Raw genomic sequence first — 22,833 nt, 5'->3', positions numbered from 1 at the left:
TGGTCGAAATCGGGCGGAAAAGCGCATGATGCGCCGCTTTTGTCAAGGCCGCGACGCCATCCCGGCAAGATCGGCTCGGCGAGTGCCCCTCCCGCCGCGATTCTGCCTGAACCGACACAAAGCGGATGGGAGGCTACAAATCGCTACTGTCCCCGAGCGCCTGCTACCGCTAGATAGACCGAGCCTCTCCCGTCCTCTCAAGCCGCGACTGCAGGTCCGGATGCGACCCATGTCAAATATCCGTCCGCTCATCCCCCTCCTCGCCACCGCCGGCATCCTCATCGGCGGCAACGGGCTGCAGGGCACTTTCATTTCGCTTCGGGCACTGGAAGAAGGGTTTTCGACCTCGCTCATCGGCGTGATCGGCGCAGGCTACAATGTCGGTTTCGCGATCGGCTGCGTCTACGTAACCCGCATCCTGCGTTCGATCGGCCATATCCGCACATTCTCCGCCATGGCGGCGATCGCCTCGGCCGCAGCGATCGCGATGGTGCTCGTCGTCGAGCCGGGGTTCTGGTTCCTGATGCGGCTCGTCGCCGGCATATGCTTCGCAAGTCTCTTTGCGACGGTCGAAAGCTGGCTCAATGCCAGCGTCACCAATGCCAACCGAGCGCGTACGCTGTCGATCTATCGTGTCGTCGACCTCGGTTCGGTTACCGCTGCGCAATACCTGATACCGGCCGTCGGAATCGGCGGTTTCGAGCTCTTCGCCATCATTTCCATGGCGCTGACGCTTTCGCTGGTGCCGATCTCTTTTGCCGATCGCTCCAGTCCAATCGCGCCAGAAGCTATCCGTTTCGACGTCAAGGCGCTCTGGAACATCTCGCCGCTCGCCACGATCGGGTGCATCGTGGTCGGGCTCACCAATGCCGCCTTCCGCTCGCTCGGGCCGATCTATGCGCAGGGGATCGGCCTTTCCGTGACGGCAATCGCCACGTTCATGAGCGCCGGAATCATCGGCGGCGTCGTATTGCAATATCCGCTCGGGCACTATTCCGACCAGTTCGACCGGCGTCTGATCATCCTGATCGCCACGTTCGGCTCCCTGTTGGCGGGGCTATTCCTCGCCTTCGGCGCCGGCAGCGACGAGTGGCTGAATTTTGCCGGCATCTTCGCCTTCGGCGCCTTCGCCATGCCGCTTTACTCGCTCTGTTCGGCCCATGCGAACGACCACGCGGCAGAAGGTCAGCATGCGCTCGTTTCCGCCGGCATGCTCTTCTTCTGGTCGCTCGGCGCCATCATCGGGCCGCTCTTCGCGTCCTTCCTGCTCGATCTTTTCGGGCCCCAGGCACTCTTTATCTATACGGCCGGCATCCTCGCCCTCTTCATGCTCTATACGATCCGACGCATGACGGCCCGCGCCCCGGTCCCGGCGGAGGAACGGTCGATGCCGTTTCGCAACCTGCTACGCACTTCCTCCTTCTTCAACAAGCTGGTCGGCGGCAACTCGAAACGCGATCGGTGATCGCCTGCGTCAAGATGTGCAAATGCTGCGAATTGCTGAAAGTAAAAATCAGCTTTAGAAGCGATCGAGTAGTGAGGGAGGCGACCTCCCGTCCAGAATCCGGGATCTAGAAAACCATGACGCCGATGCTCAGCCGCCGCTCCTTTCTTCACGGCTCGGCCGCGATCGGAGGCGCCTTTGCGCTCGGCGCAGGGCTCTCGGCACGGGCCGGGGCTGCACCCGAACGGCAGATGCTGACCGCGCAAACGGCAGAGACGCAGATCGCGGCCGAGGGCACCAGTCCCGTCATGACCTATGCGCTCGGCCAAGCGCCCCATTCAGGCATGCCGCCGACCTTGCGGATGCGCAAGGGCGAGACCTTCGCGGCGAGGCTCGTCAACAGGCTCGACGAACCGACGACCGTCCACTGGCATGGCTTGCGCATTGCCAATGCGATGGACGGCGTGCCGGAACTGACGCAGCCCTATGTCTATCCGGACGACCACTTCGACTACGTCTTCACGCCGCCGGACGCCGGCACCTTTTGGTATCACCCCCATTGCAATACGCTGACGCAGATGGGCCGGGGGCTGACCGGCGTGCTCGTCGTCGAGAATCCCGAAGACCCCGAATTCGACGGGGAAATCGTCCTCAATCTCCGCGACTGGCGGCTTGGCGCCGGCGGAAAGTTCATCGCTCCCTTCAAGCCGCGCGACGCCGCTCGCGGTGGGACATACGGCACGGTCCGGACGGCCAATTGGCAGCGCGAACCCATCTACGACGCGCCCGCCGGCGGCCTCGTTCGGGTGCGCATCGCCGCAACCGACGTCACGCGCATCTACACCCTCGGCCTTGAAGGCGCCAATGCAAAAGTCATCGCGCTCGACGGCAACTCCGTCGAGCGCCCGTTCCTGCTCCAACGCTACGATCTCGGCCCCGGGCAACGCCTGGACCTCGTCCTGCGCATGCCAGAAAGCGAGGGCGCCGAGGTCACGCTCGGCAATTTCCGCGGCTCGCAGCCTTGGACGATCGCCGGCTTCCGCTCGGTCGGCGCTTCGTTGAAACGCGACCTCGGCGACGTCACGCCCCTCCCCGCCAATACGATCGCCGAAGCGGACCTTTCGACGGCAAAGCGCATCCCGATCGACCTGACGGCGACGGCCGAGCACAAGTCCATGCCTTCGATCTGCGGTTCCCTCGGCTACACTTTCTGGGCGCTCAACAAGGTGCCGTGGTCCGGAGATACGCCGGACCCGATCGCCCCGATCGAGGAATTGAAGCTCGGCGAAAGCTATGTGCTCGAAATCGCGAACCGCACACCGCATGCGCATCCGATCCATCTGCACGGCCTCAGCTTTCGTATCCTGCGCTCCAACAAACGGCGTGTCCTGCCGCCGCCAACGGATACGATTCTGCTTCTGCCCGATGAGCGGGCGGAATTAGCACTGGTTGCCGACAATGCCGGCGCCTGGGTTATCCATTGCCATATCATCGAACATCAAAAGACCGGCATGACCGGTTATTTCAAGGTCGTCTGACATTTTCGATTGTGACAGGTGCTACGAAACGATACACGGGGTGCACAAGCCTCATTTTCGCCACAGTGAATAAAATTCCGATGATACAAACAACCGCAGATTTGGAGGCCGCCTGCCAAGCGCTGGCCCGCTCGAGCTATATTACAATCGACACCGAGTTCCTGCGTGAAACCACCTTCTGGCCGGAACTCTGCCTGATCCAGATGGCCAACCCCGAGATGGCGGTCATCGTCGACCCGATGGCGCCGGGGATCGATCTCGCGCCCTTCTTCGCGCTGATGGCCAATCCAGACGTCGTCAAGGTCTTCCATGCCGCGCGTCAGGACATCGAAATCATCCATCATCTCGGCGACCTCATCCCGCATCCCCTGTTCGACACCCAGGTGGCCGCCATGGTGTGCGGCTTCGGCGATAGCGTCTCCTACGATCAGCTCGTCAACCGTATCAAGAACGAACAGATAGACAAATCCTCGCGTTTCACCGACTGGAGCCGCAGACCGCTGACGGACAAGCAACTCGAATATGCGCTGGCCGACGTCACCCATCTCCGAGACATCTACCAGTACCTGAAGAAGGAGCTGGAGCGTGAAGGGCGCTCCGCCTGGCTGGCAGAGGAAATGGCTATCCTCGAAAACCGCGGGACCTACGACCTGCATCCGGACGACGCCTGGCAGCGCCTGAAGATGCGTGTGAGAAAGCCGATCGAGCTTGCGGTGCTGCAGAGGGTGGCCGCCTGGCGCGAACGCGAGGCACGCACGCGCAACGTGCCGCGCGGCCGGATTTTGAAGGACGACGCGATTTACGAAGTCGCCCAGCAGCAGCCGAAAGACGCGGAGGCGCTCGGCCGGCTCCGGACCGTCCCAAAGGGCTGGGAACGCTCCAGCGCCGGCGCCGCCGTCGTCGCGGCGGTGAACGAGGCACTTGCGATTCCCAAGGCCGAACTGCCTCGGCTGCCGCGACAGAATCATGCGCCGGAGGGCGCGGGCGCGGCAGGCGAGATGCTGAAGGTGCTGCTGAAGCTCATTTCCGAGAAGGAAGGCGTTGCGGCCAAGATCATCGCGAACAGCGAAGACCTGGACCGGATCGCCGCAGACGGCGAGAAGGCCGATGTCGCCGCCCTCAAGGGCTGGCGCCGCGAGCTTTTCGGCGACATGGCGCTGAAGCTCATCAATGGCGAGGTTGCCTTGCGTTTCGTCGACAAGAAGATCGAGGCGATGACGATCGGCGATTGAAAGCGTGCCCGGACAACAACTTTCCGCCCGAATCCGATTTTAGAGCGGAATGCGCTCACATAAATGTCGCTGCCGCTCTATCTGTTTGTTTTTGCGGCATTTGTGCGACACCGGATGATTCCACCTGACTACGAAATGCTATAGCCAACGGGAATCGATCAACGGATCCTGGTAAAGCGCAGAGGATCGGATAGGTTCGGACGAGCCGGACTGTTCTGCGTTCTCCGATTGCGAGGCCCTTACGCATGCGCTGGAGGTTTTCCACGCTCGAATTCATCCTGGCGTTGCTGGTCGTCGCGGGCAGTGGCGTGGCCTACGCCTGGGTCGTCTATGGAGATGGCGCGCTCATCGGCGCAACCTATGCCGTTTTCATATGCATGCCGGTGCTGGCCTTTGAACGGCGCATCATTTTCCGGCGTCTCTACAGAAAAATCCACAGTCTTCCGACTCCCGGCTTTTTGCTATCGTCGGTCGCCGTCTATTTCACAATAGAGAATTTCGGCTTTGCCGCGGCGGGCATGGCGCTGAAACTGACCGGCGTGCTGCAACAGGACTGGAGCGACGCGCTGGTTCCCTCCTTCAATGCGCTCATCTACGCACTCGTTGTATCGGGTCCGATCATCTTCCTGCTGCGCGTGCGCGAACTTCTCGGCCGCGATGTTTTCTTAAGCCTGCTGACTGGCCACTATCGTAAGCCGATACAGGAAGAGCGCGTGTTTCTTTTCGTCGATCTCGTCGGCTCGACCTCCTTTGCCGAACGCTTCGGCGATCTCAAGGCGCAGGAATTTCTGGGGAAACTGTTTGCAACTATGGCCGATCCGGTGCTGCGCTACCGCGGCACGATCGACGATTATGTCGGCGATTCCGCGATCATCAGTTGGCCCTTCGCCCGCGCCGTGGCCGATGCCGCCTGTATCCGCTGCATCTTCGACATCCTGGACGAGGTCGAAGCGGACGCCGCTCGCTGGAAAAAGGACTATGGTGAGGTGCCGCGCCTGCGGGCGGCGATCCACGGCGGAACGATCGTGGCCGCCGAAATCGGCGTCGACAAGCACAAGATCACCTATTTCGGAGATACGGTGAACACGACGTCGCGCCTCGAAGGCCTGTGCCGCTCGCTCGACCGGCAGGTGCTGATCTCGGCCGACCTGCTGCGGCGCATTCGTCTGCCGGAATTCATCCGCGAGGAGGATCTCGGCGAGCACGAGATCAAGGGCCGGGGCCAAAGGCTCGGAGTGCTCGCGCTTCACAGGGGCAGGCTGACAGGCCACGGCTCACGAAGAGACGGGCAGGTATTCGACGCGCCGCAGCGACCCTTGCGCGCCTGAAGAGATGCGGAGGAAGGAGCGCACCGAGCAGCGGGCGTGGGGCCCGCGGGGACGCGCGGTCGCTGATCAGCTCTCGAACCGGAAAGCGAGCCCCTTGCCCGTCAGCTTGGCCAGTTGCTGCAGACGGCCTTCCAGCCGCTCGCCCGCGAAGTTCGCATAGGCGGCGGGCACAACGAATTCGAGGTCGGTGTCGGGCTGGGACGACGGCCGCAATGTAAGGTGACGGGCAACGCCGGGCATGGACGCGGAGAAGAGATAGGCGACGCGCAACAGGCCGCCGAGCAGCTTAGCGAGCTCCAGCAGGCGCGGCGTCGTCACCCGGGCGAGCGGCCCCGTCGCGCCATCGTCGTTAAGCCCCTCGAGCCTGTAGTAATTCGCGAGGGCGATGTAGGCGCGGCCCGCATGGCTGATGCCGGAAAAGGCCGAGTGGGCGATGACATTGAGTGCCTGAAGGCCGCGATAGTCGGGATGCGCGCGCCAGCTGATATCCGCCAGCAGGCATGCCGCCCGGCGGTAGCGGCTTTCCTCCTGCGTTTCCTCGACGCCGAAGAACGGCACCATGCGGCCGGTCCATTCGGCAAGCTCGCGCGCATGTTCGGGCGAACGAGCCCTCAATATCGCAAGCTCGTCGGCGGCTGTGAGCAACGGATCCTGCGAGCGCTCCGCCTCCGACAACAGCGAGAAAAGATAGCCTTCGCGCACGCCAAGGGCGGAAAACGAGATGCGTTCGGGCTTCATGTTTGAAATTGCCTCCTGCATCGTCACCGCCCCGAAGGGCAGCAGGCTGCGGCGGCTCTTGGAAATCGTCGAAAAGGCGGATGGCTTGAGGAGCTTCGGCTCGATCACCTCCGCCAGGACCGCCATCGCCTCGTCCGATGAAATCTCGTAGCCCTGCATCATGTGGAGCGGATAGTCGCGCATTTCCATGTGAAGCTTGGCGATCGCACGCCAGGTGCCGCCGACGGCGTAGAAGGTGCGCGCAGCCCCCTTCTTCAGGACCTCCGCTTCCTTCATGAACTTGCGAACCCAAGTCCTCGCTTTCGGCAGTGAGCCGCCGGAGTGTTCGAACAGACGAATGCCTCCGAGCGGTAGCGTTATGCCCTTGCCGATCTCCTTGCCCCTGATATCGACAAACTCGAGCGAACCACCGCCGAGGTCGCCAACGATGCCATCGGGATCGTGGTATCCGCTGAGGACGCCCATGGCGGAGAAATAGGCTTCCTCTTCTCCGGTGAGGATTCGTACCTTCTGCCCGAGAATGGCTTCGGCCTTCTCGATGAAGGGGGGGCCGTTCGACGCCTCACGGGCGGCGGCCGTGGCCAGCACGAACATGCTGGTGGCGCGCGCCTGATCCGACAGTGCGCGAAAGCGTTGCAGCGCCTTCAGCGCCCGTTCAACGCTGTCCTCCTCCATGCGGCCGGTCGCGTCGATGCCCTTGCCGAGACCGCACATCACTTTTTCATTGAACAGCACCGCCGGTGCGCGGCTCAGACCCTCATAGATGACCAGACGAATGGAGTTGGAGCCGATGTCCACAACGGAAACCGGGCGGATGCCGGGCAGACGCCCCTGCGCTTCAGACTCGACCATTTAATTCCAGTTTACTTGCGCCAACCGCTTTTCCAGCCGGCAATCAGCTTCGGTGCACTGGACTTCAGGGCCTCACCCCGGCCCGAAAGACTGGGATTGGTCATAAAATAATGCTGCGCGTTGAACGGCTCGGCATCCTTGCCGACTTCCATGCGGCGCGACGTGCCGTCCGGAAGAATCTCGTAGCTCTGCTGGTTGTCGATGAGATTGCCCAGCATGATCTGCGAAAGAACCTGTTCGTGCACAGTCCGGTTGATGAGAGGCACGAGCGTCTCGACCCGCCGGTCCAGATTGCGCGGCATCATATCCGCCGAACCGATATAGACAAGCGCATTTTCTGAGGGAAGCCCATGGCCGTTGCCGAAGCAGAAAATGCGGGAATGCTCGAGGAAACGGCCGACGATGGACTTGACACGAATATTGTCGGAGAGGCCCGGCACCTGCGGACGCAGGCAGCAGATGCCGCGCACGACGAGATCGACCTCGACGCCGGCGCGGCTTGCCCTGTAGAGCGCGTCGATAATCTCCGGGTCGACAAGCGAGTTCATCTTCATCCAGATCGCCGCCGGCCGACCGGCCTCCACATGCGCGATCTCCTCGTCGATATGCTGGAGGATGCGCGGGCGCAGCGTGTGCGGCGACACCGCGAGCTTCATGCCCGCCTCCGGTTCGCCATAGCCGGTGATGAAATTGAAGATGTTCGCCATGTCGTGGGCGATCACGGCGTTACAGGTGAAGAACGACAGGTCCGTATAGATCTTTGCGGTCACAGGATGGTAGTTGCCGGTTCCGAGGTGGCAATAGGTCCGGAGCTTGCCCTCCTCCCGGCGCACGACCATGGACATTTTCGCATGCGTCTTGAGCTCGATGAAGCCGAAGACGACCTGGACGCCCGCGCGCTCGAGGTCGCGCGCCCAGCGGATGTTCGCCTCCTCGTCGAAGCGGGCCTTGAGCTCGACCAGCGCCGTCACCGACTTGCCCGCATCCGCCGCGTCGATCAGCGCGCGCACGATCGGACTGTCGTTCGAGGTGCGGTAAAGGGTCTGCTTGATGGCGAGCACGTCCGGATCGCGCGCTGCCTGCAGCAGGAACTGCACCACGACGTCGAAGGACTCGTAAGGATGGTGGACCACCATGTCCTTCTCGCGAATCGCTGCGAAGCAATCCCCACCATGTTCGCGGACGCGTTCCGGGAAGCGCGGGTTGTAGGGCTCGAAACGCAAGTCCTCGCGCGGCGCCTTGGTGATTTCGGAAAAGGTGTTGAGTGCCAGCAGCCCCGGCAGGACGGCGACGCGATTGTCGGGCACGCCGAGTTCATGCACGACGAACTGGCGCAGCGAGGCCGGCATTTCGGAATCGGTTTCGATGCGGATCACGGAACCGCGGCGGCGGCGCTTCAGTGCCGTCTCGAACAGGCGGACAAGGTCTTCGGCCTCTTCCTCGACTTCGATATCGCTGTCGCGGATGATGCGGAACGTTCCCGAGCCCTGGACTTCGTAGCCCGGGAACAGACGATCGATGAACTGGCCTACGACGTCTTCCAGCGTGATGTAGCGGATGACGTTCTTGACGTCGGGCAACCGGACGAAGCGATCGAGGGCAACCGGCAGGCGTAAGAGCGCCGTCATCGGCTCGCGGCCGGTCTTGCTGACGAGTTGGAGGCCGATCGAGAAACCGAGATTCGGAATGAAGGGGAACGGGTGCGCCGGATCGATCGAAAGCGGCGTTAGGACCGGGAAGATCGATTGGTCGAATTCGTTGGCGAGCCAGCTTCTGTCCTGGGCGGATAAGGCGGCCGGGCGGACGATGAGGATATCTTCCTTGGCGAGATATTGCTGCAGAACCGCAAGCGATGCCTGCTGCTCCATCTGCAGATTGTCGATCTCCTTCAAGATATCCTCGAGCTGTTCGGCCGGCGTCTTGCCGTCGGGGCTGCGCAGCGAAACGCCCGAACGGACCTGGCCCTCGAGGCCGGCGACGCGCACCATGAAGAATTCGTCGAGGTTGGCGGCCGAGATGGAGAGGAAGCGGACGCGTTCAAGGAGCGGATGCGCCGTGTTCAGCGTCTCCTCGAGAACGCGGCGGTTGAACTGCAGCCAGGAAAATTCGCGATTGACGAAGCGCTCCGGGCTCGTGGACAGGTCGACAGCCTCGGGCGGCGCCTTCTGTTCCATAGCCACCCTTTTTTCGGTTATTGCAGACGTCGCGCTATCCATGCCTATCGAATCCCATTGCTCCGCATGAACGGGCTATCTCAGTTTGACGACGGAACTGTGACAGTCAATCGGCGCAACGGGCATTTGCCAGTTCATCCAAGACTTCCGCCGCCAGCGCGCGGGTCAGCCGCGTGCCGCGCGAGAGTGCCAAATGGTCGAGCCGTTCGACGACGAGCTGTGCCGTCGCCAGCGAGCGCTCCATCCGATTGACGATGTAGGCGACGAGGCGCTCATCGACGAGGAGCTGTCGGTCGGCAAAAAGCTTGAAGAGCACCTGCGTCAGTAATTCGTCGTCCGGCTCGCCGATCTCGACGACCGTGGCGGCTTTGAGACGGGACCGCAGATCCGGAAGCGTCACGGGCCAGGACATCGGCCACAGGCGCGAGGTCATCAAAAGGCCCGTGCCGTTCTGGCGAACGCTGTTGATGACGTGGAAAAGCGCCGTGTCGTCGAATCCCTGCCGATCGACATCCTCGAAGAGGACCGGACCTGCGGAGGCGATGTCGGCGGCATTCGAGCCCGCGGTCGGGTGGATCACCTCGGCGCCCGTCATCTGCCGCCAGATGCTGGCAAGATGCGACTTCCCGGAACCGACCGGTCCGGCGATGATGACGACAGGCGACGGCCAGTCGGGCCAATGATCGATGATGGCGATGGCCGCGCTCAAACGGTCGGAAACGAGCAGATCTTCTCTGCCCGAGGCCGGATCGTGTCTGAAGACGAGCGGCAGTTGTTCGTAGGGACGTTTCGTCATGCTCTGGCCCAGGACAATTTCGTCAGCGGGGCTCCTCGCCCTCCGACGGCTGGTTCGCGGCCGTTCTATGCCCGTGATAGAGGTCGCTTTCAAGGTATCGCTGGATTCCGAAGCGAACAAGGACGCCGATTGCGGCGGCGGCCGGCACCGCCACCAGCAGGCCGACGAAGCCGAACAGCGCGCCGAAGGCCAGCAGGGCGAACATCAGCCAGACGGGATGGAGACCGACGCTCTTGCCGACCAGCTTCGGCTGGAGAATGTTGCCTTCAAGGAACTGACCGGTGAAGAAAATGACAAGGACGAGCACGATCCAGAAATAGTTCGGCCAGAACTGGACGAGCGCCACGCCGACGGCGAGCACCAGGCCGACCAGCGACCCGACATAGGGGATGAAACTGATCATGCCGGCAAAGAGGCCTATCAGCATGCCGAAATTGAGCCCGACCAGCGAAAGCCCGATGGCATAATAGAGGCCGAGGATGACGCATAGCGATCCCTGCCCGCGAACGAAACCGGCAATCGTCGTGTTCATGTCACGGGCGATCTGGCGGACGACCTCGACATGGTCGCGCGGTATCCAGCTGTCCACGGTCTCGATCATCCGGTCCCAGTCGAGCAGCAGGTAAAAGGCGACGACCGGCGTAATGACGAAGAGCGAGAGGATGTCCAAAAGCGCCATGCCGGAGTTCCAGATCTGCTGGAACAGCGTGCCGAGGAAACTTGCGCCCTGCTCCAGAAGCTTGGCCGAATTCTGCTTGATCACCGTCATCTCGTCGGCGAGCCAGTCCGGGAGCAGCGTCGACTGCGAGTCTGTCAGGAAATCCTGCAGCCTTGAGATATAGCCGGGCATCTTCTGGATGAAATCGGCGGCCTGCGTGAAGATCAGCGGGATGATGATCATCAGCGACAGCGCGAAGATGAAGATAAAGGTCACCAGGATGACGATCGTCGCCATCAGCCGGCTGAGGCCCAGGCGCTCCAAACCATCCGCCACCGGATCGAGAAAATAGGCGAGCGCCATGCCGGCGAGGAATGGTAGCAGGATAGACCTGAATAGCATCAGGAAGAGGATGAACGCGGAGAGCACGAGCAACCAGAAGAAAAGCTGGCGCCGCAGTCCCAAACCGCTCACTCGGTTGATCATGATATTCCCCATCGCGCCTCCGGCACATGTCGCGCCTTGACGTAGGACGAGATAGGGGTCTGCGCACGCCAAGGTCAAGTCCGGCATCCTCCGGGCCCCGCCGTTTCGCCTCTCTCGCCCTTCAATCCGTTGAGGGATCGGCAAAAAGGTGAAAAAACACTGCTCCCGTGGGCCTCTGCGCTTGCACTCCTCGACCGACCGTGCCAATCGCATCCGCAAAATGCGACGAGCCTTGGAGAACGAGCATGAGCCAGTCGGGAAAGAACGGCCTCACCTATAGCGACGCGGGGGTGGATATCGATGCCGGCAACCTGATGGTCGAGAAAATCAAGCCGCATGTGCGCTCGACCCGGCGGCCGGGTGCCGACGGCGAAATCGGCGGGTTCGGCGGGCTCTTCGATCTCAAGGCCGCCGGCTTTAACGATCCGGTCCTAGTCGCGGCTAATGACGGCGTCGGGACCAAGCTCAAGATCGCCATCGACGCCGACAAGCACGACACCGTCGGCATCGACCTCGTCGCCATGTGCGTCAACGACCTCGTGGTACAAGGTGCAGAACCGCTGTTCTTCCTCGACTATTTCGCCACCGGCAAGCTCGATCCGGACCAGGGCGCGGCGATCGTCGCCGGCATTGCCGTCGGCTGCCGCGAGGCAGGCTGTGCGCTGATCGGCGGGGAAACGGCCGAAATGCCGGGCATGTATTCCGGCGGCGACTACGACCTTGCCGGTTTCGCCGTCGGTGCCGCCGAGCGCGGGCAGCTTCTCCCGGCGGGCGACATTGCCGAAGGCGATGTCATCCTCGGGCTTTCCTCCTCCGGCGTACACTCGAACGGCTACTCGCTGGTGCGCAAGATCGTGTCGCTCTCGGGCCTCGCCTGGAACGCGCCGGCGCCCTTCGGCGCGGGTACGCTCGCCGACCTGCTGATGACGCCGACGCGTATCTACGTAAAGCCGCTCCTCAGCGCGATCCGCGATACCGGCGCGATCAAGGCGCTGGCCCACATCACCGGCGGCGGCTTTCCGGAAAACATTCCGCGCGTGCTGCCGAAACACCTCGCGGCCGAGATCGATCTCGACGCCGTCAAGCCGCCGGCCGTCTTCTCCTGGCTCGCCAAGACCGGCGGCGTCGCCGCCAACGAGATGCTGCGTACCTTCAATTGCGGCGTCGGCATGATCGCCGTCGTCTCGGCGGCGGAAGCCGACCGTGTCGCGGCAGTGCTCGCCGGCGAAGGCGAAACGGTCTTCACGCTCGGCCGCATGGTCGCGCGCGAGGAAGGCGCCGCCGGCACGATCTACAAGGGCAATCTCGCCCTATGAGCCCATCCGCAGCCAAGAAAAAGGCCGTTGTCTTCATCTCCGGCGGGGGCTCGAACATGCTGTCGCTGGCGACGGCCGCGGCCGAGCCCGATTTCCCGGCCGAGATCATCGCCGTCATATCGGACAAGGCGGAGGCAGGGGGGCTGGCCAAAGCGGCGGCACTCGGCATCCGGACCTCCACCTTCGTCCGACAGGACTTCTCCAGCAAGGAGGCACATGAGGCGGCGATCCTTGCCGAACTCGATCGGCTGCAGCCGGATGTCATCTGCCTTGCCGGCTATATGCGGATGCTTTCGGCGGCCTTCATCCATCGCCATGAAGGCAAAATCCTCAACATCCACCCCTCGCTCCTGCCGCTTTTCCCGGGGCTCCATACGCATCAGCGCGCGATCGACGCGGGGATGAAGATTGCGGGCTGCACGGTCCATTTCGTGACCGAGGCCATGGATGACGGCCCGATCATCGCCCAAGCCGCCGTTCCGATCCTTGCCGGCGACACGCCGGAGACCCTTGCCTCCCGCGTCCTGACCGTCGAGCATCAGATCTATCCACTGGCCTTGAGGCTGGTTGCGGAAGGCACGGTCGAGATGAAGAATGGCTGTGCCGTCAGCCATGCCCCCAGCGAAGCAACGGGCGCGCTGATTTCTCCTGCCGTTCAGCTCGAGCGGTAGCGAAACACCCCCTTTGCCCTGCCGGGCAGTGAATTCCCGGCGAGGTATGCTCTTTAGGCGTTCATTCCGACAGGGCTGCGCCGTTCAACATTGCCCATTGCAGAAGCATGATGGTCTTGGCGTCGCAGATCTCGCCGCTGCCGATCATCCGGACGGCCTCTCCGAAAGGGACTTCCAGGACCTCGATGTCCTCACCCTCATGCGCAAGCCCTCCGCCTGCCGCCACTTTCCGGGATGTGTCGATACGGCCGAGGAAGAAGCTCGTCCGCTCTGTTATGGAGCCGGGACTCATATAGGCGTCGAAGAGATGCATGGCGCTTTCGATGCAGTAACCGGTCTCTTCCATGGCCTCGCGGCAGATCGCCACCTCCGGCTCCTCACCATCGAGAAGGCCAGCCGGCGTTTCGATCAGATAGGCCGACTCACCTTGCATGAAGACCGGAATGCGAAGTTGACGCACGAGCACCACCACCTGCCGCTCCGGGTCGAAAAGCAGGATTGTCGCCGCACGGCCGTGGTCATGCACCTCGCGCACAAGACGCGCAGTGGTCCCATCGGACATCTGCTGCTCTAGCGTGACCTGCTCAAGGCTGATGAAGCCGTTCCAGAGCGGCCGCCGGTCGATGATCCGGACGCGTGAGTCGGAATGTTCCTTCATGACTGTCCTTCTTCGGAAGCGGGCTCTTGTTCGGCCCGATATTGTTCAGGCCGGGCGCAACCAGACCCGATTGTCGTGAAAGGCCGCGCCGCCATAGGGCGCGACCGCGTCGGCGCCGGTCAACACGTTGATCCCCTCGCCGTCGAGATGGGCGCCGTTTGGCCAGAGCCCCTCGGCGATGACGACGCCGCGGCGCGCGCCGCCGCCGATCCTGGCATGCAGGCGGATTTCGCCGCGCTCGTTGCCGAGCGTGACGATATCACCATCGCCGATGCCGAGGTCGGCGGCATCCCCGCCATGGATCATCACCTCCGGCCGCCCTTCCTTGGCAATCGAGGACGGCGTTTCCGCGAAGGTCGAGTTCAGGAATGAGCGGGCCGGCGAGGTCGCGAGCCGGAATGGATGGCGCGCGTCGGCGATTTCGATCAGATCTACCTGATCCGGAAACTGCGGCAATTGGCCGAACGGGCCCTGTGGGCCCATGGATTTCGGCGGCCGGTTCGGCGCGGGCGTGCCCGTCCAGTCCGCCTTGAAGCGGAACTTCCCATCCGGATGCCCGAAGCCGTGCAGGAAATGCGCGTCGTCGAAGGGCGGCTGGCAATCGAGCCATTTCCTCACTTTCATCTCCTCGTAGCCGATCCCGTAATTGGCGAGCAGCCGATCGATATGCTGCCGCTCCGACATGCCGAAGCCGGGGCGGTCGTCGACGCCGAGGCGCCTTGCCAGTTCCTCGATAACGAAGAGATTGGTGCGCACCGTCGGCGGCGGCTCGACCAGTTTCGGACCGATCAGGATGTGCTGGTGACCGCCGCCACGATAGAGGTCGTCGTGTTCCAGGAACATGGTCGCGGGCAGCACGATGTCGGCCAGTTGCGCCGTATCGGTCATGAACTGCTCGTGCACGGCGACGAACAGGTCGTTACGCAGGAAGCCTCGCTTCACCAGCCGCTGCTCCGGCGCGACGTTCACCGGATTGGTGTTCTGGATGAGCAACGCCGTCACCGGCCCGCGGCGGCGCAACGCCTCTGCGTCGCCCGTCAGCACGCGGCCGATCTGCGACTGGTCGAGCATGCGCACGTCGGGATCGTTGAGTGCCGTGCCGACAAGTTCGCGCTTGTCCAGCTTGAAGATGTCGTTGTTCGAATGGAAAGCGCCGCCGCCCTCGTGCTTCCAGGAGCCGAGCACGGTCGCGACCGAGGCGGCCGCATGGATTGCGACGGAGCCGTTGCGCTGTCGGGTGAAGCCGTAGCCGAGGCGAAAATAGGATCTCGGCGTCGTTCCGACAAGCTTCGCGAAGGCCTCGATCTCCTCGACCGACAGGCCGGTGATGCCGGATGCCCATTTCGGCCCTCGCGTCTCAAGATGCGCCTCGAGACCCGCGGGATCGTCGGCGAACTGCGCCATGTAGGCCCGATCGGCATAGCCGTCGCGGAAGGCCACGTGCATGACGGCGCAGGCAAGTGCAGCGTCAGTGCCCGGTTTCAGCACGATGCCCATATCGGCCTGCTTCATCGTCGGATTGTCGTAGATGTCGATGACGACGATCTTTGCGCCGCGCTCCTTCCGCGCCTTGACGGCATGCGTCATCACATTGACCTGTGTCGCCACCGCATTGGTGCCCCAGATCACCACGCAATCGGACTTGGCCATTTCGCGCGGGTCGGGACCTCGCAGGGCTCCGGTCGCCATGGTGAAGCCTGTCCAGGCCATGTTGGTACAGATCGAGCCGAAGAAGCCCGAATAGCGCTTCGCGTGACGTAGCCGCTCGATCGAGTCGCGCTGGACCTGCCCCATGGTTCCGGCATAGAAATAGGGCCAGACCGCTTCCGCGCCGTACCTCTGCTCGGCCTTCACGAATTCATCGGCGATCTCGTCGAGGGCGGCTTCCCACGAGATTTCCTGCCACTTGCCCTCGCCTTTGGCGCCGATGCGGCGCTGCGGCACCATCAGCCGGCCGGGATGGTAGATGCGCTCGCTGTAGCGCGCCACCTTGGCGCAGATAACACCGGCCGTATAACTGTTGTCGGCGGCACCGCGCAGCCGCCCGATCCGTCCGTCGGCGCTCAGGTCCACTTCCAGCGCGCAGGCCGAGGGACAATCGTGGGGGCAGACCGAATGGCGGACGGATTTTTGTGGGTTGATGGGGGTCGCAACGTTCATGGCTTTTCTATATGGCATGGGTCCGGGCGCTCAAAGCCTCTTTCGCCATTCATCGAAACATTTGATCGTAGCCATCGGCGGCTCTCATGAACTATCGGCACATCTACCATGCTGGCAATTTCGCCGATGTCCTGAAGCACGCGGTGCTGGCGCGGCTCGTCACCTATCTGAAGCAGAAGGACAAGGCCTTCCGGGTGCTCGACACCCATGCCGGCATCGGACTCTACGATCTTTCGAGCGAGGAAGCGCAAAAGACGGGCGAATGGCGCGAGGGCATCGGGCGGTTGATCGATGCCGAACTCCCCGCCACGGTCGCGGCTATCCTGGAGCCCTACCTCTCGGTCGTGCGCGACCTCAATCCGGAAGGCGGGCTCACCCATTATCCCGGTTCGCCGAAGCTCGTGCGCATGCTCTTTCGCCCGAAGGACAGGCTTTCGGCGATGGAATTGCATCCCGACGACTATGAAACGCTGCACCGGCTGTTCGACGGCGATTTCCAAAGCCGGATCACGCGGCTCGACGGCTGGCTAGCGCTCGGTGCCCATCTGCCGCCGAAAGAGAAGCGCGGTCTCGTCCTCGTCGATCCGCCCTTCGAGGTCGAAGGCGAGTACGAGCGGCTGGTCGATGGGCTCGCCAAGGCCTATCGCCGCTTCCCGGGAGGCATCTACTGCCTCTGGTACCCGCTGAAGAAAGGCGCGCCGATCAAGGAATTTCATGAGGCATTGAAGGCGCTCGACATCCCGAAAATGCTTGTCGCCGAACTCTCGGTCCGAAGCGACCGGAACACGACGGGGCTCGCCGGATCGGGTCTCGTCATCGTCAATCCGCCCTACACGCTCAAGGGCGAACTCGACATTCTGCTGCCCTTCCTGAAAGCGCATCTCACACAGGATCGGTTCGCTTCGGCACGCTGCTTCTGGCTGCGCGGGGAAACGCCACTCAACCGAGGGACTTGACGGAGACAAGCCGCCGGCCGCAATCTCTCCATGTGATTCAGGGAGGTAGCCATGACTTGCAAGCTTGCCGCAATGCTTCTCACCTCGCTTTCCATTGCCGCCGGAGCAGTCGGTCATGCCGCCGCTGCCGATTTTGCCGAGGCGCCCGTCGTCAAGCCGACTTACGATATCGGCGCTTGCGGCGATCCCTCCGTTCTCGGCTTCATTACCCGGCGCTTCGACTACAAGGCCGCAAACTATCTCCACGCGAATATCGCCATTTCCGAGATCCGCGACATGGGTCTCACGCGGTACGAGCCGCGTGATTACACCCATCTGGTGGAGCGCGAATATTGCTACGGAACGGCGGTTACCACCGACGGCTTGCGCCGCTCAATGTGGTATGTAATCGAGCGGCCATGGGGCTTTGCCGGCGTCGGCTCCAATGTCGAGTTCTGCATTGGCGGGCTCGATCCCTGGTATGTCTACGGCGCCCATTGCGCTTCGTTGCGTTGATCGCGGCAGAAAGGCTCTTGCCGGCGTTCGTCGCACTCTTCGCGATCGCCGGCTGCAGCGGCGACGACGGCAGCATGGCGGCGTCACCTGCAGCGAATACCGAAGCAATTCCAGTCGGCACGGGCTTTGACTTCTACGTGCTGTCACTTTCCTGGTCGCCGAGCTGGTGCAAGGCCAACGACCCGCAGGGAAAGACGGATCAATGCGAAACCGGTGGCCGGCGGCGGGGCCTTGTCGTCCATGGCCTGTGGCCGCAATACGAACGCGACTATCCGGAAAATTGCCCAAGCCAGGCGCCGCGGCGCGTGCCCGAGGCGCTCGGACGGCAATATCTCGATCTCATCCCGTCCATGGGCCTGATCGGCCATCAGTGGCGCAAGCACGGCACCTGCTCCGGGCTCGGCCAGGCCGATTATTTCGCCGTCACACGGATGGCTCGCGAAAGGCTCACCATTCCCCCCGACCTTCTGAGCACAGGTCAATCGCGCAATCTGTCCGTCTCGTCGATCGAATCGGCTTTTGTAAAGAAAAACCCGGGGATGACGCAGCAGATGATCGCCGTTACCTGCGAGGGCCGGCTTCTCGACGAGGTCAGGATTTGCTTCGACAAGGAGCTGAACTTCAGGACTTGCCCGGGAGTGGATAGCCGTGCCTGCAGAAGAAGCGCGGTCGTCCTGCCTTCCGCCCAATGAAACAGAAAGACGCCGTATGAAGATCTTTTACTCCCCCGCCTCCCCCTATTCGAACAAGGTCCGCATGGCGGCCCATCACGTCGGCCTGGCCGCGGAAAGCGTCTTGACGGACACCAACGCCAATGCGCCGGAACTCGTTGCGAACAATCCGCTCGGCAAGATTCCGACCCTGGTCGACGCGGATGGCCAGGCGATTTACGACAGCCGCGCGATCATGCACTTCATCGACCGAGAGACCAAAGGCAAGCTCTACCCCAAGAAGCCCGCAAAACGCACGGAGGTGGAAGTGCTGGAAGCGCTTTGTGACGGCATCTGCGACAGCCTGCTCGCCATCGTCTACGAAAAGCGCTCGCATCCGCCGGAAAAGGTGCATCAGCCCTGGATCGACCGGCAGTGGGAAAAGGTGGAGCGCGGCCTCGACACCCTCGAGGCCAATCTGCCGAAGACCGGCGGCAAACTGCATGCCGGCCACTTCGCTCTCGCCGCCATGCTGCGCTACATCGAGCTGCGCTTCACCGGCGAGTGGCAGAAAGGCCGGCGCAAACTCGAAAAATGGCCCGCCAAATTCGAGAAGCACTTCCCCGACTATTCGAGATTCAAGGCCTGACAGAATAGGTCGCATGCTAAAAAGGCCGGGTTGCCCCGGCCTTTCTCGTTAGCAATCCGTCTTGGAGGATCAGAACTTCACGCCCATGCCGAGGCGGACGCTGTGCTCGTCATAGCCGGACGAGACAGTCGTACCACCCGGGCGGAAGTCCTTCGAGGCGTAGTCCGTGTAGCGGTATTCGGCACGCGCGGTGATGTTATCGGTGACGAAGGTCTCCGCGCCGACGCCGGCGGTCCAGCCGACCAGCGTCTTGTCGTCCGAGCCTGCCGAGGTCGACAGCTTGGCGTTGCCGAGCGCGACACCGGCCGTGCCATAAACGAGAACCGGGTTCACGTCGACGCCGACGCGACCGCGAACCGAGCCGTTGACGCCCTGCTTGACGCGGCGGTCGCCCCGCGTGGCATCATTGCCGGCATAGTTGATATCGGCTTCACCGCCATAGACCATCTGCCCGTCCTGGACGTTGTAGCCGCCGTAGAGGCCGCCGCCGAAACCGGCCGAGGTGTTGCCGCCGGTAGCATTGGCTTCGCCGTGATGCCAGTTCGCCGTGCCGCCGACATAGGCGCCCGACCAGTTCTTGACCGCGGGCTCGGTGTATTCGGCAGCCGGAGCAGCGGGGACCTCGTAGATCGCATCAGCGGCGTGGGCGGCCTGGAAGGCAACGAGAACCATGGCCGAAGCCATGAGGGTGGTGGTGAGTGTACGCATACTATTCTCCTTTTCGAACCGGCGCCCCGAAGCAAGCACGATGTGCCCCTTAGCGGGCTCCGGACATCTGTGATTAACCCGCCCGGTTGACCGAAAATTGGACAGCAAATGCGGATTCTCAAGAGCCAAAATATGGAATTTCAGTGGCGCCAGCGCGGCGGAAATTCGGTGTTGCTTTCCCACAACAGGGTATCTATTAACTATATCTTGAGATTAACGAAAACTATACTTTAACCGCAGAAAATAACTCAATTTGCGCCGATCCCGTTAAATTTTTGGAAATGAATCGTCCGGGGAGTGTTTCGGCCGCCTGCTTCCGGCCTATATCTTGGAGCTGTTGGAACAGGATTCGCGGAACGGGACGACACGTTGAAAAGGGCACTCAAGGCGGCACTGGTCACGGGCGGTGCCCGACGGATAGGCAGGGCAATAGTCAAGGATCTGGCGGCGCACGGCTTTGCGGTCGCCATTCATGCGAACGGCTCCTTCTCCGACGCGGAGACATTGGTGGCGGAGCTTGGCGCCGAGGGCGTCAGGGCCGTCGCGCTGAAGGCGGACCTAACCAATGCCGAAGCCGCATCCCGGCTGATTGCGGAGGCCGTTGCCCGGATCGGCCCGCTTGATCTTCTCGTCAACAATGCTTCCGTCTTCAGCAAGGACAGTCTCGAGCAGTTCGACGAAGCGGTGTGGGAGCGGCATTTCGCGCTCCACGTGAAGGCCCCGTCCCTGCTTGCCGGTGATTTCGCCCGTCAGCGGCCAGGCGGAGTCTCCGGCCTCATCATCAATGTGATCGATCAGCGTGTCTGGTCTCCCAATCCCCGCTTTTATTCCTATATGCTGTCCAAGTCGGCGCTCTGGACGGCTACCCGGACGATGGCGCAGGCGCTTGCCCCCGACATCCGCGTCAACGGCATTGGACCGGGCCCGACGCTGCCCAACGACCGGCAGGACCGAGCGGATTTCGAGGCGCAGGTCGAGGCGTTGATCCTCAGGCGCGGCCCGACGCTCGACGAATTCGGACGCGCGATCCGCTTCCTTTTCGAGACGCCCTCGGTTACCGGACAGATGATCGCGCTCGACGGCGGGCAACACCTCGCCTGGGAGACGCCGGATATTCGGGAGATAGTCGAATGAACGGGCGAACGCCCACGGATGGCGGCATTCTTTATGACGGCAGCGAGACGGACGACGACGAAGACCTCGTCGAAGCAAGCGAGAGCGAGCGACCCGTCCGCGCGGTCGCGTGGGCGGAAGGCCCGCCGGAAACGGAAGGTCTCAAAGGCGCCGAATTGATCCAGGCTTTCGTCAAGCGCTTGCCGAACGGGCCGGGTGTCTATCGCATGCTCAACGAGGCCGGCGACGTGCTTTACGTGGGCAAGGCGCGCAGCCTCAAAAAGCGGGTGAGCAACTACGCGCAGGGGCGCGGCCACTCCAACCGTATCGCGCGCATGGTCCGCGAGACCGCGAATATGGAATTCGTCACGACACGGACGGAGATCGAGGCGCTGCTGCTCGAGGCGAACCTGATCAAGCGCCTTCGTCCGCGGTTCAACGTGCTTCTGCGCGACGACAAGTCCTTTCCCTATATCGTCGTCACCGGCGACACCCGCGCCCCTGCACTCTACAAGCATCGCGGCGCGCGCAGCCGAAAGGGCGAGTATTTCGGCCCCTTCGCCTCGGCCGGCGCCGTCGGACGAACGATTAATTCGCTGCAGCGCGCCTTCCTGCTCCGGACCTGCACCGACAGCGTCTTCGAAACGCGCACGCGTCCTTGCCTGCTTTACCAGATCAAGCGCTGCGCGGCGCCCTGCACGGGCGAGATCAGCGATGAAGATTATGCGGAGCTCGTCCGGGAGGCGATGGATTTCCTCTCCGGCAAGAGCCAGGCGGTGAAGCAGACGATCGCCGCCGCCATGGCGGAAGCCTCCGAAAATCTCGACTTCGAGCGCGCGGCGCTCTATCGCGACCGGCTGGCAGCACTCAGCCACGTCCAGAGCCATCAGGGCATCAACCCGGCGGGCGTCGAGGAGGCGGATGTCTTCGCCATCCATCATGAAGGCGGGATCTCCTGCATTCAAGTGTTCTTCTTCCGCACCGGGCAGAACTGGGGCAACCGCGCCTATTTCCCCAAGGCGGACCCGGCGCTCCCGGCAAGCGAGGTGCTCAGTGCCTTTCTGGCGCAGTTCTATGACGACAAGCCCTGCCCGCGGCAGATCCTGCTCTGCGAAGCTGTCGCGGAACAGGAGCTCCTCGCCCAGGCGCTTACCGAGAAATCCGGTTACAAAGTGTCGATTCTCGTGCCGCAGCGCGGCGAGAAGAAGGACCTCGTCGACCACGCCCTCGCCAACGCGCGCGAGGCACATGGCCGCAAGCTCGCAGAAACGGCATCGCAGTCGCGGCTGCTCGAGGGCTTTGCGGACACCTTCAAGCTCCCTTACGTGCCGCGCCGCATCGAGATCTACGACAACTCGCACATCATGGGCACCAATGCGGTCGGCGGCATGGTGGTGGCCGGCCCGGAAGGCTTCGTCAAAGGCCAGTATCGCAAGTTCAACATCAAATCGACCGACATCACCCCCGGCGACGATTTCGGCATGATGCGCGAGGTTATGACGCGCCGCTTTTCGCGTCTCCTGAAGGAGGAAGGGAAGCCAGACCGCTCGGCTGATCCAGGCGAGGAGACCGGCTTTCCGGCCTGGCCCGACGTCATCCTGATCGACGGCGGCCAGGGACAGATGACGGCCGTTCGCGCCATTCTGGAGGAACTCGAGATCGAGGATTGCGTGGCGGCGATCGGCGTCGCCAAGGGCGTCGATCGCGATGCCGGACGCGAGCGCTTCTTCGCTGAAGGCCGGGAAAGCTTCACCCTGCCGCCGCGCGATCCGGTCCTCTATTTCATCCAGCGGCTTCGCGACGAGGCGCACCGCTTTGCCATCGGTTCGCACCGGGCGCGGCGCAAGAAGGAGATGGTCAAGAACCCGCTCGACGAAATCGCCGGCATCGGCCCGACCCGCAAGCGCGCGCTTCTCACCCACTTCGGCACCGCCAAGGCGGTATCGCGCGCCGGCGTCAACGATCTGATGGCGGTGAACGGCATTTCCGAGTCGGTCGCCCGCCTCGTCTACGAGCACTTTCACGAGGACGCCACCAAATGAATTTCCGGGTGGCGCAATTCAGCCTGCATTCAGCCGAATCCGGGAAATATGACAGAGGTGTTCGAATGACCTGTTGACCTTGCGGTCGCAAAGTCATTCTGTACACGTGCAAACTTGGGGGGACGGGAAAACCGTCGTCAAGCTTGTCCCGCTCGCCCCGCAACCAGAA

General features: G+C 62.7%; 19 protein-coding genes. 12 read left to right on the top strand and 7 right to left on the bottom strand.

The genetic code is table 11. The annotated features are described in order from the left end of the window. Positions 1-229: 229 nt before the first annotated feature. From AC4P1R_RS03930 to AC4P1R_RS03915, 4 genes are all read left to right on the top strand, one after another. Complete coding sequence (locus tag AC4P1R_RS03930; protein WP_069460641.1) at positions 230-1,465, top strand: MFS transporter; 1,236 nt, start codon at positions 230-232, stop codon at positions 1,463-1,465. A 116-nt stretch (positions 1,466-1,581) separates the two neighbouring features. Continuing rightward, positions 1,582-2,982, top strand: coding sequence for a multicopper oxidase family protein (locus tag AC4P1R_RS03925; protein WP_069460640.1), 1,401 nt, complete (start codon positions 1,582-1,584; stop codon positions 2,980-2,982). Between the two features lie 80 nt (positions 2,983-3,062). Next, on the top strand, positions 3,063-4,214 hold the full coding sequence (gene rnd / locus AC4P1R_RS03920; protein WP_069460639.1) for a ribonuclease D: 1,152 nt from the start codon (positions 3,063-3,065) through the stop codon (positions 4,212-4,214). A 245-nt stretch (positions 4,215-4,459) separates the two neighbouring features. Beyond that, positions 4,460-5,542: an adenylate/guanylate cyclase domain-containing protein gene (locus tag AC4P1R_RS03915; RefSeq protein WP_492177450.1), complete on the top strand. Its 1,083-nt coding sequence runs from the start codon at positions 4,460-4,462 to the stop codon at positions 5,540-5,542. 66 nt (positions 5,543-5,608) lie between these two features. On the opposite strand, the gene ppx is transcribed toward AC4P1R_RS03915, so the two are convergent. The 4 genes from ppx to AC4P1R_RS03895 all read right to left on the bottom strand — a co-directional run bounded on the left by ppx (position 5,609) and on the right by AC4P1R_RS03895 (position 11,246). Beyond that, the gene (gene ppx, locus AC4P1R_RS03910; RefSeq protein WP_069460637.1) at positions 5,609-7,132 is read right to left on the bottom strand and encodes an exopolyphosphatase; all 1,524 of its coding nucleotides are present in this window, start codon (positions 7,130-7,132) and stop codon (positions 5,609-5,611) included. 11 nt (positions 7,133-7,143) lie between these two features. Beyond that, on the bottom strand, positions 7,144-9,306 hold the full coding sequence (locus tag AC4P1R_RS03905) for an RNA degradosome polyphosphate kinase (RefSeq protein WP_225190759.1): 2,163 nt from the start codon (positions 9,304-9,306) through the stop codon (positions 7,144-7,146). 106 nt (positions 9,307-9,412) lie between these two features. Next, positions 9,413-10,102 carry a DnaA regulatory inactivator HdaA gene (hdaA, locus tag AC4P1R_RS03900; RefSeq protein WP_069460635.1) on the bottom strand — a complete coding sequence of 230 codons (690 nt, stop codon included), beginning with the start codon at positions 10,100-10,102 and terminating at the stop codon, positions 9,413-9,415. A 22-nt stretch (positions 10,103-10,124) separates the two neighbouring features. Then, the gene (locus AC4P1R_RS03895) at positions 10,125-11,246 is read right to left on the bottom strand and encodes an AI-2E family transporter (protein WP_069460850.1); all 1,122 of its coding nucleotides are present in this window, start codon (positions 11,244-11,246) and stop codon (positions 10,125-10,127) included. A 245-nt stretch (positions 11,247-11,491) separates the two neighbouring features. Here AC4P1R_RS03895 and purM point away from each other — a divergent pair, with 245 nt between their 5' ends. Further along, positions 11,492-12,562 carry a phosphoribosylformylglycinamidine cyclo-ligase gene (purM, locus tag AC4P1R_RS03890; protein ID WP_069460634.1) on the top strand — a complete coding sequence of 357 codons (1,071 nt, stop codon included), beginning with the start codon at positions 11,492-11,494 and terminating at the stop codon, positions 12,560-12,562. Beyond that, positions 12,559-13,233 (top strand): phosphoribosylglycinamide formyltransferase, encoded by a 675-nt coding sequence (gene purN, locus AC4P1R_RS03885; protein WP_069460633.1) that lies wholly within the window; start codon positions 12,559-12,561, stop codon positions 13,231-13,233. Before purM ends, purN begins: the two co-directional genes overlap by 4 nt. A gap of 61 nt (positions 13,234-13,294) precedes the next feature. Here the strand turns inward: purN and AC4P1R_RS03880 are convergent, their stop codons facing one another. After that, entirely contained in the window at positions 13,295-13,891 is a 597-nt protein-coding gene (locus tag AC4P1R_RS03880; RefSeq protein ID WP_069460632.1) for an NUDIX domain-containing protein, read from the bottom strand. A 45-nt stretch (positions 13,892-13,936) separates the two neighbouring features. Continuing rightward, the gene (locus tag AC4P1R_RS03875; protein ID WP_492177449.1) at positions 13,937-16,069 is read right to left on the bottom strand and encodes a molybdopterin-containing oxidoreductase family protein; all 2,133 of its coding nucleotides are present in this window, start codon (positions 16,067-16,069) and stop codon (positions 13,937-13,939) included. Positions 16,070-16,137: 68 nt separating this feature from the next. On the opposite strand from AC4P1R_RS03875, the gene AC4P1R_RS03870 reads away from it, so the two are divergent. From AC4P1R_RS03870 to AC4P1R_RS03855, 4 genes are all read left to right on the top strand, one after another. Further along, entirely contained in the window at positions 16,138-17,007 is an 870-nt protein-coding gene (locus AC4P1R_RS03870; RefSeq protein ID WP_151611001.1) for a 23S rRNA (adenine(2030)-N(6))-methyltransferase RlmJ, read from the top strand. A gap of 51 nt (positions 17,008-17,058) precedes the next feature. Beyond that, complete coding sequence (locus AC4P1R_RS03865; protein ID WP_069460629.1) at positions 17,059-17,502, top strand: hypothetical protein; 444 nt, start codon at positions 17,059-17,061, stop codon at positions 17,500-17,502. Positions 17,503-17,576: 74 nt separating this feature from the next. Continuing rightward, positions 17,577-18,194, top strand: coding sequence for a ribonuclease T2 family protein (locus AC4P1R_RS03860; protein ID WP_425353250.1), 618 nt, complete (start codon positions 17,577-17,579; stop codon positions 18,192-18,194). A gap of 16 nt (positions 18,195-18,210) precedes the next feature. Further along, positions 18,211-18,801 carry a glutathione S-transferase gene (locus AC4P1R_RS03855; protein ID WP_069460627.1) on the top strand — a complete coding sequence of 197 codons (591 nt, stop codon included), beginning with the start codon at positions 18,211-18,213 and terminating at the stop codon, positions 18,799-18,801. Positions 18,802-18,870: 69 nt separating this feature from the next. Here the strand turns inward: AC4P1R_RS03855 and AC4P1R_RS03850 are convergent, their stop codons facing one another. Continuing rightward, complete coding sequence (locus AC4P1R_RS03850) at positions 18,871-19,509, bottom strand: outer membrane protein (protein WP_069460626.1); 639 nt, start codon at positions 19,507-19,509, stop codon at positions 18,871-18,873. 369 nt (positions 19,510-19,878) lie between these two features. Here AC4P1R_RS03850 and AC4P1R_RS03845 point away from each other — a divergent pair, with 369 nt between their 5' ends. Beyond that, positions 19,879-20,643 carry an SDR family oxidoreductase gene (locus AC4P1R_RS03845; RefSeq protein WP_069460625.1) on the top strand — a complete coding sequence of 255 codons (765 nt, stop codon included), beginning with the start codon at positions 19,879-19,881 and terminating at the stop codon, positions 20,641-20,643. 206 nt (positions 20,644-20,849) lie between these two features. Further along, a complete protein-coding gene (gene uvrC / locus AC4P1R_RS03840; protein ID WP_427915840.1) occupies positions 20,850-22,664 on the top strand; it encodes an excinuclease ABC subunit UvrC in 1,815 nt (604 codons plus the stop codon). The last annotated feature ends 169 nt before the right edge of the window (positions 22,665-22,833 follow it).

The sequence above is a fragment of the Sinorhizobium sp. Y406 genome, from assembly GCF_058732025.1.
The sequence above is the reverse complement of the archived record's forward strand: the minus strand, read 5'-3'. Positions and strand labels throughout refer to the sequence as shown.

Bases quoted from the DNA above. Each gene is read 5' to 3' on its own strand.
- AC4P1R_RS03880 (WP_069460632.1), bottom strand. From the start codon at position 13,891: ATGAAGGAACATTCCGACTCACGCGTCCGGATCATCGACCGGCGGCCG.
- ppx (WP_069460637.1), bottom strand. From the start codon at position 7,132: ATGGTCGAGTCTGAAGCGCAGGGGCGTCTGCCCGGCATCCGCCCGGTT.
- AC4P1R_RS03930 (WP_069460641.1), top strand. From the start codon at position 230: ATGTCAAATATCCGTCCGCTCATCCCCCTCCTCGCCACCGCCGGCATC.
- AC4P1R_RS03860 (WP_425353250.1), top strand. From the start codon at position 17,577: ATGGCGGCGTCACCTGCAGCGAATACCGAAGCAATTCCAGTCGGCACG.
- uvrC (WP_427915840.1), top strand. From the start codon at position 20,850: ATGCTCAACGAGGCCGGCGACGTGCTTTACGTGGGCAAGGCGCGCAGC.
- AC4P1R_RS03915 (WP_492177450.1), top strand. From the start codon at position 4,460: ATGCGCTGGAGGTTTTCCACGCTCGAATTCATCCTGGCGTTGCTGGTC.
- AC4P1R_RS03895 (WP_069460850.1), bottom strand. From the start codon at position 11,246: ATGATCAACCGAGTGAGCGGTTTGGGACTGCGGCGCCAGCTTTTCTTC.
- AC4P1R_RS03925 (WP_069460640.1), top strand. From the start codon at position 1,582: ATGACGCCGATGCTCAGCCGCCGCTCCTTTCTTCACGGCTCGGCCGCG.
- AC4P1R_RS03870 (WP_151611001.1), top strand. From the start codon at position 16,138: ATGAACTATCGGCACATCTACCATGCTGGCAATTTCGCCGATGTCCTG.
- purN (WP_069460633.1), top strand. From the start codon at position 12,559: ATGAGCCCATCCGCAGCCAAGAAAAAGGCCGTTGTCTTCATCTCCGGC.
- AC4P1R_RS03855 (WP_069460627.1), top strand. From the start codon at position 18,211: ATGAAGATCTTTTACTCCCCCGCCTCCCCCTATTCGAACAAGGTCCGC.
- AC4P1R_RS03865 (WP_069460629.1), top strand. From the start codon at position 17,059: ATGACTTGCAAGCTTGCCGCAATGCTTCTCACCTCGCTTTCCATTGCC.
- purM (WP_069460634.1), top strand. From the start codon at position 11,492: ATGAGCCAGTCGGGAAAGAACGGCCTCACCTATAGCGACGCGGGGGTG.
- hdaA (WP_069460635.1), bottom strand. From the start codon at position 10,102: ATGACGAAACGTCCCTACGAACAACTGCCGCTCGTCTTCAGACACGAT.
- rnd (WP_069460639.1), top strand. From the start codon at position 3,063: ATGATACAAACAACCGCAGATTTGGAGGCCGCCTGCCAAGCGCTGGCC.
- AC4P1R_RS03850 (WP_069460626.1), bottom strand. From the start codon at position 19,509: ATGCGTACACTCACCACCACCCTCATGGCTTCGGCCATGGTTCTCGTT.
- AC4P1R_RS03875 (WP_492177449.1), bottom strand. From the start codon at position 16,069: ATGCCATATAGAAAAGCCATGAACGTTGCGACCCCCATCAACCCACAA.
- AC4P1R_RS03905 (WP_225190759.1), bottom strand. From the start codon at position 9,306: ATGGAACAGAAGGCGCCGCCCGAGGCTGTCGACCTGTCCACGAGCCCG.